This is a genomic window from Allobosea robiniae, from assembly GCF_900102525.1.
Classification (GTDB): domain Bacteria; phylum Pseudomonadota; class Alphaproteobacteria; order Rhizobiales; family Beijerinckiaceae; genus Allobosea; species Allobosea robiniae.
Genome location: NZ_FNBZ01000003.1, coordinates 238,970 through 253,637 on the forward strand (window position 1 = coordinate 238,970; position 14,668 = coordinate 253,637).

The window sequence follows — 14,668 nt, forward strand, 5'->3', positions numbered from 1 at the left end:
CGATATCCATTGCCGTGGTCCTTTCGACCGGGCGTTACCGATGGGTCGAGGCGCGGGGGGCCCACCTTTGCGTGGAAGGCGAGGGTGCGAGCGGATCGACCATGGGTGGGATTATCGTGCTCGCGGCATAGCCGTTCGAGACGGCGCGCGGCGTTGCAGAATAGGAATTTTATAGGAATTCGGCGCGCCCTGCGGACGCACAGGCTTCAGCCGTGAGGCGTGTCGGACCGGAAGATGCCGGGCTTTCGCGGCACGGCGGTGGGGCGTTCGATCGAGAGGGTCACCTCCGGTGCGCCATCCCCCTGATGCAGATCGACAAGGCTGTCATTCAGCGTCGTGTCGACCGCAGTCCGGCGGTAGTTGAAGCGCAGATAGTCGTGCCATGTCGGCGTGCGGAAGGTCTCGGTCCAGACGGTGACGTCATGCAGGTTGCGGGTCAGAATCCAGCGGCGCGCGCCGTTGCGCCCTTGCGCACGCCGGCGCTGCTGCATCAGGGTGAGAAAGGCTTCGACCTGATCGGGGGCGATCCGATACTCGATCTTGACGGCGATCGGCCCGCTGCGCGGCTTCAGGTCAAGACCGAGCGTCGGGGCCTCGAAGCTGTCGGGCGTCGAGACATCGGAATCCTTGCGCTGATGGATGGGCAGGAGAAAGCCGAGAAGAGCGACGCCCAGGGATGCCGCGGTCGAGGCCTGCAAGGCGAAACCCAGCGAATAGCTTTCGGTGACCATGCCCCAGAGCCAGCTCCCGCCAGCCAGCCCGAGCGAGGTGAGGGCGTAATAGAGCGAGATCGTCCGGCCGACGACCCAGCGCGGGCTCGCCCATTGCACGCTGATGCTGAGGCCCGACCAGCCAAGGACCCACCCGGCGCCGCCGAGCATCAGCGCGATAGCCGCGAGAGCCGGGCTCTGCGTCAGCGAAAGACAGAGCGTGCAGGTCGCGCAAGCCGTGCAGGCCAGCTTCAGCATCTGCTCGTCCGAGAGCTTGCGCCGGAGCGTCGTCGAGGCGAGGCCGGCCAGCAGCGCGCCTGCGCCGAAGCCCGCCATCAGGGTGCCGTACGCGATGGCGCCCTGCTTGAGCTGGTCGCGCACCACCAGGGGCAGCAGGGCGAGGATGGCAATGCCCGCGAAGCCGAAGAGGAAGCCGCGCCCAAGCGCCGTCTTGATCTCCGATGAGAGGGAGGTGAAGCGGATGCCGTCGGAGATCGCCGTCAGCATCGCTTCGGGCGGTAGCCGCGAGACGGGCACCTTCCAGCGCGAACGCCAGACGACGGCCAGCGGCGCGAGATGGCCGAGCGTATAGAGGCAGAAGGCCGTGAGCGGGCCGAAGCTCGCCAGGATGATGCCGCCGAGCGCCGGCCCGACGCTGCGCACGGTGTTGAAGCCGACGGAGGTCAGCGTCACGGCCGCCGCAAGATCCTTGCGATCGACGATATCGCCGACCGAGGCCTGCCAGGCCGGATCGTTGAAAGCGATGCCGCAGCCGGCGAGAAAGCTGAAGAACAGGATAATCCAGGGATTGATCATGCCCAGCGCGACGAGGATCGTCAGCGCGACGGCGGTCACGGTCATCAGGGACCGGGCCATCAGCATCACCTTGCGGCGATTGAAATTGTCGACGATGGCGCCGGCGAAGATCGACAGGATGAAGGCGGGCAGGTTCGTCGCGGCCTGGACCAGCGCAACCATGACGCTGGACGGGGTGATGGTTGCCATCAGCCAGCTCATGGCGATGGTCTGGATCAGCCACCCCAGGCCGGAGATCAGCCCGGCAAGCCAGATCGCCCGGAACGTGACATTCCTGAGAGGCGCAAACGGCCCGGCACCCGCCGCGGATTTCCGCGCATCCATGACTCGGCTCATTCCGACGTCTGCTCCTGGCCGCCGGCCTTGGTTCCGAGCGTGATTCCGGAATCTTATGTCATGATTTTCACTTGGGAGGCCTGATTTTCCGGCATGGACGACCTGCAGGGAGACGGATGTTCCCTGTCAGGCAAGCTGGAGCAGGCGCGCCCAAAAACAAGCATGCCGTATGCCAGCAGCGCGCTGCGATGATTGACGCTCACTTGACAGGATGCCGTGCAACCGGTTGCATGAAGCGATGACACGGGGCTCGATCACGATCGGAGATGTCGCGGCGAAGGCTGGTGTGTCGCGGGCGACCGTGTCGCGCGCCTTCACCCGGCCCAATCTCCTGACGCCGGCCGTCGTCGAGCAGGTCAGGCGGATCGCCGACGAACTGGGCTATGTCCCCAACCGCATCGCGCGGGCGCTCAGCACCGGGCGCTTCGGCACCATCGCGCTCCTGGTGCCGGACATCGCCAACCCGTTCTTCCCGCCGCTCATCCGTGCCGCGCAGGCGCGAGCCGACGCACTGGGCTATGCGGTGTTCCTCGGCGATTCCGACGAAACGCCCGATCGTGAGGACCGCCTGCTGGCGAAGCTGGCGCCGCAGGTCGACGGCTTCGTCGTCGCGTCGCCCCGCCTCGACGAGGCGCGCATCCGCTTCCATGCCGGCCAGAAGCCGACGGTGCTGATCAACCGCGACATCGCCGGCGTTCCGCGCGTGCTCATCGACGTGCGCGGCGGCATCGAGATGGCGATTACGCATCTCTTCGCGCTTGGCCATCGCCGCATCGCCTATGTCGGCGGCCCGGCTGCGTCCTGGGCGAACCAGCAGCGCGAGCAGGCCGCGATGGCGGCAGCACAACGCTTCGGCATCGAGGAACTGGCGATCCCGGCCTACCGGCCGACCTACGAGGCCGGCCAGGCGGCGGTCGAGCGCCTGCTCGCAGCCGGTGTCAGTGCCGCCATCGCCTTCGACGACATCGTCGCGCAGGGGCTGGTCGCGGGCTTGAGCGCGCGCGGCATCGTCATCCCGCGCGACCTCAGCATCGTCGGCTTCGACGACGTGCTGGCCGTCACGACCTATCCGCCACTGACCACGATCGATGCGCATTGCGCTGATGCCGGCGCGGCCGGCGTCGAACTGCTGCTGGAGATCATCGAGACCGGCGAGAAGCGCGACGCTTGCCAGATCATCCCAACCCGCCTCGTCCAGCGCGAAAGCACCGGCCCGGTCACGACCGGGGAGGCGATACCCGGGCGATCCCCATCCGCCGGGAACAGGCGCAGATCAACCGACCAAAGAGGGAGAACGTGATGTCACGATGGTCAATCCTAGCCGCAGCGGCGGCGCTGATCGGGCTCGGCCCGCTTGCGGCCGAGGCCCAGCCGAAACCGGCCCTGCCCAAACCCAAGGCGCCGCTGACGATCAGCGTCATCGACGTCGCCGGCGACCTGCAGATCAGCCAGCCCGCGATCGAGAAGTTCCAGAAGGAGCATCCCGATCTCGTCGCGCGCTTCATCTTCACCAAGGCGACGGCGCCGGAGCTCGCCGGCAAGCTCAAGGCGCAGCAGCAGGCCGGGCGCGTCGACATCGACTTCGTGCTGACCGGCAACGACGCGCTCGCGGCCGGCATGGAGCAGAATCTCTGGCTCGAGATCTTCCCCAAATATGCCGACCGCTTTCCCGCGCTGGACAAGCTCTACATCCCCGGCGCCTATGCGATGCAGAAGATGGCGCGCGGCCAGGCGATGGTGCTCGACTGGTATCCGTCAGGGCCGCTGCTGGAATACGACCCGGCCAAGGTCAAGGACATGCCGAAGACGGCCGAGGAACTGCTGGCCTGGTGCAAGGCGCATCCCAACCGCTTCATGTATGCCCGCCCGGCGAATTCGGGGCCGGGGCGCACCTTCGTGATGGGCTTGCCCTATCTGCTCGGCGACAAGGACCCGCAGGATCCGGTCAAGGGCTGGGACAAGACCTGGGCCTATCTCAAGGAGATGAACGACTGCGTCGAGTACTACCCGTCCGGCACCACCGCGACGATGAAGGAGCTCGGCGACGGCTCGCGCGACATCATCGCCACCACCACCGGCTGGGACATCAATCCGCGCTATCTCGGCATCGTGCCGGAGAACTTCAAAGTGGCGACGCTGAAGGGCTTCCACTGGGTCGGCGACGCCAACTACATGGCGATCCCGAAGGGCGTCAGCGGCGAGAAGCTCGATGTCGCGTTGGCGCTGATGGCCTATCTGCTGGAACCGGCCCAGCAGGCCTACATGTACGACCACGGCTACATGTATCCCGGCCCGTCCATCCACGGCGTGACCATCGACATGGCGCCGAAGGACAGCCAGGAGACGATCGCCAAGTTCGGCCGGCCGGAATATGCCGATATGATCGCGAACAACCCGACCGAACCGCCGCTCGACGCAAAGCCTCTGGTGACGATGTTCGAGAAATGGGATCGAGAGATCGCCGGGAAGAAGGCAAGGCCTTGAAGCTGTGGCGCGGTGCGGTTTGTACCGCACCGCGCCAGTTACGGAGATTCGGGCATCGCCTGGAAGCAGGCATTCATGCCTATCCGTCAGGCGCCCAGTCTATGTGTGGTCGCGACGATCGACCTGGCGTGCCGTCATCACCGCCCGTGTGAAGCCGGGTTCGACGATAACCAGACTACCGTCCGGCAGTCCGAGGACACGGTCCATCGCGATACCCTGGAATTGGAAGCGTCGATCCAGCGTCGCGATCGCAGCGTCTTCCCCGGCGGTCCCCATCGCATCAATCGTTCGCGCGACGGCATCGTGGGTGCTGGCGTTGAGATGCAGGACGATCTCCGCTGCGGCTTCGGGGTCCGGCACGGTGAAGGTGCCTTCGGCGGTGCCCTGTGCGATGATTCGGGTCAGCACCGGTCGCATCACCGCGATCGAGGCGGCATTGATCCGATGGTAGAGCAGCAGGTTCTCCGGCCGGAAGACAACGTCGAAAGCGGCACGGAATTTCGGTGCATCCGCCAGCTTCATGCTGCGGGAGCGCGCCATGAAAACGTTCAGCCGCTCAAGCGCGCTGAGACCCGGATCGTCGAGGATATCGCGGACACGCGCGACCGCATCCTGCGCCAGCCGGGCGGTGATCCCTTCGAGCAAATCCTCCTTCGCCGTGAAGTGGTGGTAGAAGCCGCCCTTCGAGATGCCGACCTTTGCGATCACGTCGTTGACCGTGGTCCGCTCGTAGCCGCGCTCGAAAAACAGCGCCTGCGCGCCGTCGAGGATCTCGTTCCTGCGATCACCCGGGGACTTCACGATACGGGGCATATGCGACTTACCTCTGCTTGACGACCGACCGTCGGTCTGTAGAATGACCGACGGTCGGTCTCTCGCGATTGTGCGCGTAAGAGGCTGCCGCCGCAACGCTTCCGACTTGCGATGATCGCGAGCGGGGTGCGTCAGCGTGATGCCTCCTGCGAGGGATGTCGTGAAGTTCTCTCGTCTCCTCCTTGCCGCCTCGGCCATCATCGTCGCTGGCGGCGCCTACTGGCTCCTGACCAAGCCGGTCGCGGTCGCAACGGTCGCACCCAAGCGCGGCGATGCAGCCGAGATCGTCTACGCCACCGGCACCGTCGAACCGCGCAACTGGGCCAAGGTTACAGCGCTCGTGCGAGAGCGCATCGTCGAGCGCTGCGACTGCGAGGGCCAGCGCGTGGAGCAGGGGCATGTCCTCGCCCGTCTCGACAGCGTCCAGGCCGAGGCGACCTTGGCCGAGCTCAAGGCCCGCCAGAAGCTCGCCACCGCCGAGCTCGACCGGTTGGCGGTGCTGGTCGAGCGCAATGTGACGAGCCAGCAGGCGCTCGACCGCGCTCGCAGCGAGATGGGGCAAGCCTCGGCGCTGATCGCCGGCCAGACCGCCCGCCTCGAGAACTATGTCCTGCGCGCCCCGATGCGCGGCACCGTGCTGCGCCGCGATGGCGAGGTCGGCGAGATCGCCGAGCCCGGCAGCGTGCTGTTCTGGATCGGCGAAGCCAGGCCGCTGCGCGTCGTTGCCGAAGTCAACGAAGAGGACATTCCCCAGGTCAAGCCCGGCCAGCGTGCTTTGCTACGCGCCGACGCCTTTCCGGGGAAAATGCTGGAAGCCACCGTCGACAGCATCACGCCCAAGGGCGATCCGGTCGCCAAGACCTATCGCGTCTATCTTGCTTTGCCGGACGACACGTCCTTGCTGATCGGCATGACGGTCGAGCTCAACATCATCGCGCGGGTGGCGAAGCAGGCGCTGCTGCTGCCGGTTGCCGCCGTTCAGGGCAACGCCGTCTTCGTTCTCGATGGCGATCGCGCCCGCCGCCGAGAACTGGCGATCGGCATTCGCGGCACCGGCGATGTCGAGGTCCTCTCCGGATTGCCGGATCAGGCTCGCGTTATCACGCCCTTTCCGGACAAGCTCGGCGATGGCGTCCGTGTCAGGCCGCAAGGAGGCTGAGCCATGCGGCTGATCCTCGCTCTGGCCCTGACGCATATCCGCGGCCGCGGCCGGCAGACCCTGGTCGCGATCATCGGGGTCGCGCTCGGTGTCGGCTTTTCGATCGCCATGGCCTCGCTGATGCAGGGCGGCGAGGATGATTTCGTCGCGAGGCTGGTCGACACCATGCCGCATGTCGACATCACGGATGAATATCGCAACGCCCGCCGCCAGCCGGCGCAGGACGCCTTTGCCGCTGTCCACATCGCCGGCTTGCGGCCGAAGGACGATCGGCGCGGCATCCTCAACCCCACCGAGGCGGTCGCGATGCTGCGGGCCTGGGTGCCCGGGCGATTGGCGCTCAGCCTGAAGACGCAAGGCGTGGTGCGCTATTCCGGCCGCGATGTCGGCATCGCCATCATCGGCATCGAGCCGCAGGCGGAGATGAAGGTCTCCTCGCTCGCCAAGGATTTCCGCCAGGGCAGCTTCACCTCGCTGATCGCCGGCGGCAACAACATCGTCGTCGGCGACAGGCTGGCGCAGCGCCTCGGCGCCGAACTCGGCACCACCGTCACCGTCGTCTCCTCCACAGGCCAGAGCCGCGCCTTCAAGATCGTCGGCCTGTTCCACACCGGCACCACGGCGCGCGATGAGGGCGAGGGCTATGTCCTGCTCAAGAACGCCCAGATCCTCAGCGAGCGCCCGAATGCGATCAACGAGATCAGGCTGAAGCTCGACGACCCCACCGCCGCGCCGCAGGTGGCGCGGCGGGCCGAGGCGCAGATCGGCTACAAGGCGATGGCATGGCAGGAGGCGAACGAGTCGCTGTTGCAGGCGCTCGTGATCCGCAACGTCATCATGTACACGGTCGTCGGCGCGATCCTGCTGGTGGCCGGCTTCGGCATCTTCAACATCATCTCGACCATTACCCATGAGAAGGCGCGCGACATCGCCATCCTGAAGTCGCTCGGCTTCACCGAGACCGATATGCGCCGTCTCTTCCTCCTCGAAGGAGTGGCGCTCGGCGCTGGCGGCTCGCTGATCGGCTGGGCGTTCGGTTTCTCGCTCTGCTTTGCGCTCTCGCTGGTTCGCTTCGAATTGTCAGGTGCCAGCGTCGCCCAGGAGATCACGCGCCTGCCGCTGGCCTGGAGTATCTGGCACTATCTGATCGCGGCCGGCTTCGCGCTGGTCTCGGCCGGTGTCGCCGGCTACCTGCCGGCAAGACAGGCGGCACGGCTCAATCCGGTCGACATCATCCGGGGCGCCACGTGAGCGCGCTGATTGAAACGAAGGGGCTGACCCGCGTCCTGCCCGCCGCCGTACCGGTGACGCTGGTCCAGGACATCACGCTCGCGATCGGGGAGGGCGAGTTCGTCGCCATCACCGGCCCCTCCGGTTCAGGCAAATCCTCATTGCTCTATCTGCTCGGGCTGCTCGACAAGCCGAGCGGCGGCTCGCTCGCTATCGAGGGCAGGGACACCGCCGGGCTCAGCGAACGCGAGCGCGCCGCGATCCAGCTGGCGACGCTCGGCTTCGTCTTCCAGTTCCACTTCCTGCTGCCGGAATTCACCGTCCGCGAGAACGTGGAGATTCCGATGCGCCGGCTGGGCAAGCTCGGCGCTGCTGCCATGCGCGACCGTTCGACGGAACTGCTGACGGCGCTCGGTCTCGCCGACCATCTCGACAAGCGGCCCGACCAGCTCTCGGGCGGCCAGCGACAGCGCGTCGCTGTCGCCCGTTCGCTCGCCAATGATCCGCCATTGATCCTCGCCGACGAGCCAACCGGCAGTCTCGACAGCAGGAATTCCGCGCAGGTCTTCGCGATCCTCGATGAGCTGGTGCGCGAGCGCGGCAAGACAGTGATCGCCGTGACCCACGATACCGAGATGGCAGCGAAGGCGAGCCGGCGCGTTCACCTGGTCGACGGGCGGCTGTGCGAGAGCTGAGATATCACCTGGAAGCTATCGCATGGTGGCTCTCTTCGCGCGCAACTTCACGGCATGGGCCGAAAGCCCGCGACGCAGCGATCAGGCTGATTTCGGCCCGGATCGAGGGAGCATTCTGTGGCGGTCAGGCCTCGTAGCCGAAGGGGTCGTCGACGGAATGCGAGGGCTGGGTAAACCACTTCGCGCCATCATCAGACATGTAGACGATATCCTCCAGCCTCACTCCAAACTCGCCGTAGATGCACATCATGGGCTCGATCGAGAAGCACATGCCAGGCTGAAGCGGCGTCCTGTTGCCCTTCACGATATAGGCCTCTTCGTGAACGTCCAGGCCGAGCCCATGCCCCGTGCGATGCGGCAACCCGGGAACCTTGTAACCGGGCCCGTAACCTGCCGCCTCGATCACTCCGCGCGCCGCCTGGTCGATCGCCTCGCAAGGTGCGCCAAGGCGGGCCGCGGCAAACCCCGCCAACTGGGCTGCCTTTTCAAGGTTCCAGATCTCGCGCTGCCGTTCGGTCGGCTCTCCGAACACATAGGTTCTGGTGATGTCCGAACGATAGCCTTCCAGCTTCGTCCCCATGTCGATGAGAACCATGTCGCCGTCGTTCAGCGTCTGCGGGTAGGGTACGCCGTGCGGATAAGCCGTAGCTTCGCCGAATTGCGCGTGATTGCTGGACCAGTCCCGGCCCAGCTTGCGATGGGCGCGCGCCAGAAAGTCCAGGGTCTCGGTCGTCGTCACGCCGACCTTCAAGGCGCGGGCGACCGCACGGTGAACTTCCATGGTGATGTCCATGGCCTGCTGGATCAGGGCAATCTCGGCTGCCGATTTCAGCTGCCGGCAGGCGGCGGTGATCGGCTGCCCGCTGGTGAAGGAAAAGCGGTTGCCCGCCTTGCGCAGGCCTTCAGCGATATAGAAGGGGGTCTGCGGATCGAGCGCCACCGAGCCGCTCTCGTAGCCCAGGCTGCGTATCGTATCGACGACCAGGGCAGCAGGGTCCTCATGCTCTTCCCAGCAGCGCACGTCGTCGCCGAACAGCATGTATTCCCGCGTCTTGGGCTCCTCGAAAGCGGGGCTCAGGTAGACGACCTCGCCTTCGGCGGGGACGATCGCCCCGTGCAAGCGTTCGGTCAGGGCAAGGTCGATGCCCGTGAAGTAACGCAGGCTGGTCGAGGTATCGAGATAGAGCGCCTGATGCCCTCCGTCTCGCAGCAGCTTCTGGGCCTTTGCGATCCGTGCGCGATACTCGTCCAGCCCGATCGCAACGCTGCGGCTCGTCGGTGGACTGAGCCTGGCGAGCTCTTCTTCGAAGGATGATCCGCCTACCCCGATCGTCATGACATACCTCTTTCAACGTGATTGCCTTCAAAGGCACAGGTGCTCAGCGGCCAGTGAACTTGATCGATACTAAGCGTCCGTGCGCTGTTCAGCATCGTCGGCGAAGCGTCCGAACGAAGCCTTCTGAATATAGAAGCGAGCCGGCCGCATCGCGTTCAACTCCGGCACGATCTCCCGCTCAAGAAGCTCACGCGCGGCGAGCCGGCCCCACATCGGCCCCCAGCCGACCCCACCATGGGAAACGGCAAAGTAGAAGCCGGGCAGCCAGGGCAGTTCGCCGATGACCGGGCCTCCGTGAGGAATGGCACGGATGCCGATGCGGCTGGCGGCGACGGCGGTGCCCGCCAGCGCGGGTATGAGCTCCGCAACATCCTCCAGGATGCCCTGTGGGGATGGGCCGTTGGCACCGTGGACGCTGGTGAGGGCCTCTCCGCGCCAATGAATGGCCAACCCGCCTTCGGGATCCGGCCGGCTCATCCAGGTCGGTGCGCCGATGATCTGCCTGGGTAGGCCAGGGATGGCCTCGGTATAAACCACAAGGCCGGGAACGAGTTCGAGGGGCAGAGTCGCGCCGGCCAGTGCGGCGATGTGGCTGCCCCAACTGCCTGCGGCATTGATCACCGCGTCGGCAGCGATCTCGGAGCCGTCGCGAAGCAGGACGCCGGTAACCTTGCCAGCCTGCCGCAGGACCGCGCAGACCGGCTGGTCGGTCAGCACCGAGCCACCCAGTTTTCGGACATGATCGAGCAATGTCGCTACCATGGCGGGGGCATCGACCCAGCCGGAGCGCGCCTCGTAGACGACCTCGTCGTCGTCAGCGAACAGAACGCCGGGCGCCATGCCGCGCGCCTTGCCACCATCGAGCATCTTGAGGTCGAGCCCGCGCTCGCGGCAGATGGCGAGGTCGCGCGCGATCTTGGCCCGCTCCTCCGGCAGGCCCCAGGTCAAGGTGCCGGTCCAGTGCAGCCATCCCGGGCCGATTTCCTGTTGGAGCTGGTCGAAGGTGTCGTTGAGCTGGAGCCTGAGGCGAGCGCGGCCGGGATCCTCGTCCCAACTCGCCTGCGGAAAGGTCGACAGATAGGCGATCGAGGCAGCGCTTGTGCCGGATGCGGGACGCGCAGCGTCCACGACGACGACATCGGCTTTGCCGACGGCCAGCCTGTAAGCGATGTTCGCGCCGATCGCCCCAGCGCCGATGACGATGATTTTCATGGCGACCTGCTGAAAATTCGGGGAGACAGATCGGCGACGCTGGAGCAGCCGAGATGGCCGAGGGTCGTCCAGAATTCGCGTTTCACGAGTTCCAGCGTGCGTCGTACTCCGTACTCGCCATCTGCCGCCAGGCCGAACGCGACGAGGCGTCCCAGAGCGACGGCATTGGCACCCAGCGCTATGGCGGTGGCGATATCGCTGCCTCGACGCACTCCGGAGTCGAAGATGATCGGAACCTCGGCTCCGACCGCGGCGCGAATATGAGGCAATATCTCCAGTGTCGTCAGGGTGCGATCGATGGACCGGCCTCCGTAGTTGGAGACATAGAGCGCGACGGCTCCCGCATCGAGCGCCGCCTGCGCGTCGGCGACGCTCTGGACGCCCTTGACGATACAGGGAAGCGGGCTGCGGGCGATAACGTCGGCGGCTTGCTTCCAACCCCAGCGCGGCTCGGCAAAATCGAGCAACTCGACCAGATTTGCCGGATCGGACAGGCCTGGGCCGAAATTCGACGGCCCCTTCTCGCCGCGCGGGGAGAAGCGGTCCTCCATCATGCGTTCGCGCCATTGACGGATCGGCGAATAGGTGGCGCAGACATGGGTGTAGCCGGCCGCCCTGGCGCGGCCGATCATCTGCAGGACGCCTTCCGGATCGCCGACGAAGGTCATCTGGAAAATCTTGGCCACGCCTGACGCCTGCGCCACCTCTTCCAGGTGAAACGAGGACGCCGCCGGCACCATCTGCTTGATACCGGCGGCCTCGGCCGCCCGCCCGATGGCGCAATGGCCGTCGGGATGGAACACGGCTTCGCCGCCGAAAGGCGCGATCAGCGCCGGGAAGCTCAGGTCGTGCCCCAGCAGGTTCGTTCGCGTATCCGGGTTGGATATCCCGGCGAACAACGGCGTATCGAACCTGATCCGGTCGAAGACGCTGGTGTTCTCCTCGCGCGTGACCTCGTCGCCGGTTCCACAATTCAGATAATTCCAGTCGATCTCCGAAAGCTGCCGCCGCGCCTGCGCATGGATGCCGCGAAGCGTCGTGTACTTCTCATCGGTGCGGTAGCGGTCGTCCAGCCGCTGCTCGGGCTTGCTCATGATGGTGACTTTCGTCTCAGGCCTGCGCCTTGAAGGCGGCGATGATCTCGTCGGTCGAGCGGACGCGGCCGATATAGGGGAAGACGTATTTGAGAGAGGCCTCGTGGGCCTCGGCAGTGCCGGCGGCCATGGCGTCGCGCACGAAGATCACGTCGTAGCCGTGATCATAGGCATTCCGGCCGGTGCCCTCGACGCCGAAATTGGTCGAGATCCCGGCCAGCACGATCGTCTTGATCCCACGCCGCCGAAGCTGCAGGTCGAGGTCGGAGCCGTAGAAGGCGTTAAAGCTCTTCTTGTTCACGACCGGCTCGTTGATGCGCCTGTCCATCTCCGGGACGAGCTGATCCCAGTTCTCGATGCGGTGCGGGTAGCGGGGCCGCTTGACGTCGAGGTTGGGGCCCAGATTGTCCGACTCGTCGGGCAGGAAGGTCGTGCGCACGAAGACGGGCAGGGCACCCGCCGCCCGCGCAGGTTCGATCATCGACGCAATGCGGGCGACGACCTCGGTCGCGCTGTGCGGCGCGGCCGCGTGATGCGCGACGGAAGTCTGCATGTCGATGGAAACGAGGGCGGTGGTTTTTGCGTCGAACAGGGTGTCGGTCATGGATCGGCTCTTTCTGAATTGGGATGGCGGAGCACATCGCTGCCGCAGCATCGTCGGGCACAGGCTCGCAATCCCGCGCCGGCAGGCTTCGAAAATCCGGGTGGTAGGGGGCTTTGCTGCAGTGGTTCGGCGTCAATCGCGCCGGGTGGGAGGAGCGCGGCAATGGCTGTCGAGGCACGAGATCATGGCTCGAAACTCTGCTCGGTCGGGGGCACGGGCGGGGCTCATGCGCGTGCCTGGCGTCCGAGGATCAGCTTGTTGGCGAGAACGGTCATGACGAGCGTCGTCGTCATCAGGATCAAAGCGAGAGCCGAGGCGAAGGGCCAGTTGTTGTTCGCCGTAAACTCCCAGTAGAGCAGCGGCGCCATCATGTGGAAGCGCGGCCCGCCGATCAGCACCGGCGTCGCGAATGCGTTCATCGCGAGGATGAAGCAGAGCACTGCGGCGATCATCGTCCCCGGCAACGCCATGGGCCAGACGATCCGCCAGAAGGCGCGGGCCGGCGCGGCTCCGAGGCTCTCGGCGGCTTGCTCCAGGTTCTCGTCGATTCCCTCGACGACGCTCTGCAGCGTCAGGATCATGTAGGGCAGGTTGATGGAGATGATGCCGATGATGACGCCCGTGGTCGTCTGCATCAGCGTCATCGTGCCCAGGCCCAAGCTGGTGGCGGCAAGGTTGATGACGCCGCCATGCGAGAACAGAACCATCCAGCCGATGGAACGGACGGTGCTGCTGACGAAGAGCGGCAGCACCATCAGCAGCATCACCGCGTTCTTCCACCGGCTCTGCCAGCGGGCCAGCCGATACGCGATTGGAAAGCCGAAGAGCAGACAGAACGCCGTCGAGCTCAACGCCACGACCACGGTGGTGATCATGACGTCGGTATAGTAGGCGTCGCCGAAGAAGCGCGTGTAGTTCTCCGCGGTCGCAGCCTCGACCATGAGCTTTGTCGGATCGAAGCGGTTGAAGCTCATGCGGAGCAGCAACAGCAGCGGCGCCACCAGCATCACTGCCACGACGGCCGTGGCCGGTGTCAGCAATGCGCTGGCGGCCGCGAGATGTCCCTTCTCGCGCCGGTCGGAAGGCAAGGGCGTGGCTGCGGCCAGGGTCATCCCTTGTACTCGATGTTCTTCTTCCACCAGTCGCTCATTGCCGGAAGCTCGCGGGCGAGCTTGTCGAGATCTGGGGAGACCAGTTTCGGCGCATCCGGCGGCAGTTCCAGCCGCTTGGCCAGATTGGGAGGCAGGTTGGCGTTCGCTATCGAGGGCATGTAGCCCATGTTCTCGGCAAAGCCCTGCTGCGCCTTGGGCTGCAGCGCGGCCTCGATATAGGCGTAGGCCGCGTCCTTGTTTTGGGCATTCTTGGGGATGACCAAGCCAGAGACGTAGAGCATCGCGCCGCTCTTCGGCCAGGCCGACTCGATCCGGACACCGGCGTTCTGCCACATGATCGAGCGGGCCTGCCAGATGACCGCGATGGCGATCTCCTTGGACTTGAAGGCTTGGGTAAATGCTTCCGGCTGGGCATAGAGGCGCAGCCCGTTGGCGTTGACGTCCTTGAGATAGCTCTTTCCGGCCTCGTAATCGTCGAGCGAGCCGCCGCGATACAGGGCGCCGGCCATCAGGAACGCATAATAGTTGGCGATGATGGCGCCGACCTTGCCCTTGTATTTCGGGCTCAGAAGCGCATCGAGATCCGTCGGCGGCTCGTCAACCTGCTCGGGATCGTAAATGATGACCTGTGCGCTGACGATGTGGGGAACGATGTAGGGGTCTCGCGCCTCGGGGCGGATCGCATTCCAGCTCGGCAGCTTGGCCGGATCGATCGGCAACAGGGCATCGGCGTTGCGCAGGGCCTGTGCCTTTACGTTGTCGAAGCACTGAACATCCACCGCACCGCGCGGCAGGATGCGCTGGGCGATCGTCTTGGCCATGCGGGTATCGGAATCGCCGACATCCTGGACGACCCTGACGGCTTTGTCCGCCATAATCGGATCGACATTCTCCCGCAGCAGCCTGCCATAGTCGCCGCCCCAGGTCCCGACCGTGACTGAGCCGCCCGATTGCGCGAAACTCTGGCCCGCGAACGGTACGGCGACCGCTCCTGCCGATGCGCCTGCGATGAAGTTTCGCCGGGAGATGCGATCGAACGTCGTATTCTTGATCATGGCAGTCCCCTG

The 14,668-nt window shown here is 65.5% G+C and carries 13 protein-coding genes; 5 read left to right on the forward strand and 8 right to left on the reverse strand.

Annotation, left to right across the window (positions count from 1 at the left end; all coding sequences use genetic code 11):
• Positions 1-206: 206 nt before the first annotated feature.
• The gene (locus BLQ70_RS10035; protein WP_244511974.1) at positions 207-1,862 is read right to left on the reverse strand and encodes an MFS transporter; all 1,656 of its coding nucleotides are present in this window, start codon (positions 1,860-1,862) and stop codon (positions 207-209) included.
• Positions 1,863-2,100: 238 nt separating this feature from the next.
• Between BLQ70_RS10035 and BLQ70_RS10040 the strand changes: the two genes are divergently transcribed.
• Together BLQ70_RS10040 and BLQ70_RS10045 are read left to right on the forward strand one after the other, a co-directional pair.
• Positions 2,101-3,162 (forward strand): LacI family DNA-binding transcriptional regulator, encoded by a 1,062-nt coding sequence (locus tag BLQ70_RS10040; RefSeq protein ID WP_091856851.1) that lies wholly within the window; start codon positions 2,101-2,103, stop codon positions 3,160-3,162.
• Positions 3,162-4,346, forward strand: a complete 1,185-nt coding sequence (locus tag BLQ70_RS10045) for an extracellular solute-binding protein (protein WP_061970662.1) — start codon at positions 3,162-3,164, stop codon at positions 4,344-4,346. The genes BLQ70_RS10040 and BLQ70_RS10045 overlap by 1 nt, the downstream gene beginning before the upstream one ends.
• Before the next feature lie 99 nt (positions 4,347-4,445).
• Here BLQ70_RS10045 and BLQ70_RS10050 read toward each other — a convergent pair whose 3' ends face one another.
• Positions 4,446-5,159, reverse strand: a complete 714-nt coding sequence (locus BLQ70_RS10050; RefSeq protein ID WP_091856852.1) for a TetR/AcrR family transcriptional regulator — start codon at positions 5,157-5,159, stop codon at positions 4,446-4,448.
• A gap of 139 nt (positions 5,160-5,298) precedes the next feature.
• On the opposite strand from BLQ70_RS10050, the gene BLQ70_RS10055 reads away from it, so the two are divergent.
• From BLQ70_RS10055 to BLQ70_RS10065, 3 genes are read left to right on the forward strand one after another with little or no spacing between them, the layout of a single operon-like run.
• Positions 5,299-6,318: an efflux RND transporter periplasmic adaptor subunit gene (locus tag BLQ70_RS10055; RefSeq protein ID WP_091856853.1), complete on the forward strand. Its 1,020-nt coding sequence runs from the start codon at positions 5,299-5,301 to the stop codon at positions 6,316-6,318.
• 3 nt (positions 6,319-6,321) lie between these two features.
• Complete coding sequence (locus BLQ70_RS10060) at positions 6,322-7,569, forward strand: ABC transporter permease (RefSeq protein WP_091856854.1); 1,248 nt, start codon at positions 6,322-6,324, stop codon at positions 7,567-7,569.
• Positions 7,566-8,243, forward strand: coding sequence for an ABC transporter ATP-binding protein (locus BLQ70_RS10065; protein WP_091856855.1), 678 nt, complete (start codon positions 7,566-7,568; stop codon positions 8,241-8,243). The genes BLQ70_RS10060 and BLQ70_RS10065 overlap by 4 nt, the downstream gene beginning before the upstream one ends.
• 124 nt (positions 8,244-8,367) lie before the next feature.
• Here the strand turns inward: BLQ70_RS10065 and BLQ70_RS10070 are convergent, their stop codons facing one another.
• The 6 genes from BLQ70_RS10070 to BLQ70_RS10095 all read right to left on the reverse strand — a co-directional run bounded on the left by BLQ70_RS10070 (position 8,368) and on the right by BLQ70_RS10095 (position 14,656).
• On the reverse strand, positions 8,368-9,579 hold the full coding sequence (locus BLQ70_RS10070) for a M24 family metallopeptidase (protein ID WP_091856856.1): 1,212 nt from the start codon (positions 9,577-9,579) through the stop codon (positions 8,368-8,370).
• 69 nt (positions 9,580-9,648) lie between these two features.
• On the reverse strand, positions 9,649-10,791 hold the full coding sequence (locus BLQ70_RS10075; protein ID WP_091856857.1) for an NAD(P)/FAD-dependent oxidoreductase: 1,143 nt from the start codon (positions 10,789-10,791) through the stop codon (positions 9,649-9,651).
• The gene (locus tag BLQ70_RS10080) at positions 10,788-11,885 is read right to left on the reverse strand and encodes an alpha-hydroxy acid oxidase (protein WP_091856858.1); all 1,098 of its coding nucleotides are present in this window, start codon (positions 11,883-11,885) and stop codon (positions 10,788-10,790) included. The genes BLQ70_RS10075 and BLQ70_RS10080 overlap by 4 nt, the downstream gene beginning before the upstream one ends.
• 16 nt (positions 11,886-11,901) lie before the next feature.
• The gene (locus BLQ70_RS10085) at positions 11,902-12,489 is read right to left on the reverse strand and encodes an isochorismatase family protein (protein ID WP_162766371.1); all 588 of its coding nucleotides are present in this window, start codon (positions 12,487-12,489) and stop codon (positions 11,902-11,904) included.
• 224 nt (positions 12,490-12,713) lie between these two features.
• Complete coding sequence (locus BLQ70_RS10090; RefSeq protein WP_082617637.1) at positions 12,714-13,601, reverse strand: ABC transporter permease; 888 nt, start codon at positions 13,599-13,601, stop codon at positions 12,714-12,716.
• Positions 13,598-14,656, reverse strand: coding sequence for an ABC transporter substrate-binding protein (locus BLQ70_RS10095; protein ID WP_091856860.1), 1,059 nt, complete (start codon positions 14,654-14,656; stop codon positions 13,598-13,600). Before BLQ70_RS10095 ends, BLQ70_RS10090 begins: the two co-directional genes overlap by 4 nt.
• Positions 14,657-14,668: the final 12 nt, after the last annotated feature.

Coding starts and splice junctions, on each gene's coding strand:
- BLQ70_RS10075 (WP_091856857.1), bottom strand. CDS start 10,791: ATGAAAATCATCGTCATCGGCGCTGGGGCGATCGGCGCGAACATCGCT.
- BLQ70_RS10060 (WP_091856854.1), top strand. CDS start 6,322: ATGCGGCTGATCCTCGCTCTGGCCCTGACGCATATCCGCGGCCGCGGC.
- BLQ70_RS10035 (WP_244511974.1), bottom strand. CDS start 1,862: ATGAGCCGAGTCATGGATGCGCGGAAATCCGCGGCGGGTGCCGGGCCG.
- BLQ70_RS10080 (WP_091856858.1), bottom strand. CDS start 11,885: ATGAGCAAGCCCGAGCAGCGGCTGGACGACCGCTACCGCACCGATGAG.
- BLQ70_RS10085 (WP_162766371.1), bottom strand. CDS start 12,489: ATGACCGACACCCTGTTCGACGCAAAAACCACCGCCCTCGTTTCCATC.
- BLQ70_RS10050 (WP_091856852.1), bottom strand. CDS start 5,159: ATGCCCCGTATCGTGAAGTCCCCGGGTGATCGCAGGAACGAGATCCTC.
- BLQ70_RS10070 (WP_091856856.1), bottom strand. CDS start 9,579: ATGACGATCGGGGTAGGCGGATCATCCTTCGAAGAAGAGCTCGCCAGG.
- BLQ70_RS10045 (WP_061970662.1), top strand. CDS start 3,162: ATGTCACGATGGTCAATCCTAGCCGCAGCGGCGGCGCTGATCGGGCTC.
- BLQ70_RS10040 (WP_091856851.1), top strand. CDS start 2,101: ATGACACGGGGCTCGATCACGATCGGAGATGTCGCGGCGAAGGCTGGT.
- BLQ70_RS10090 (WP_082617637.1), bottom strand. CDS start 13,601: ATGACCCTGGCCGCAGCCACGCCCTTGCCTTCCGACCGGCGCGAGAAG.
- BLQ70_RS10055 (WP_091856853.1), top strand. CDS start 5,299: ATGCCTCCTGCGAGGGATGTCGTGAAGTTCTCTCGTCTCCTCCTTGCC.
- BLQ70_RS10095 (WP_091856860.1), bottom strand. CDS start 14,656: ATGATCAAGAATACGACGTTCGATCGCATCTCCCGGCGAAACTTCATC.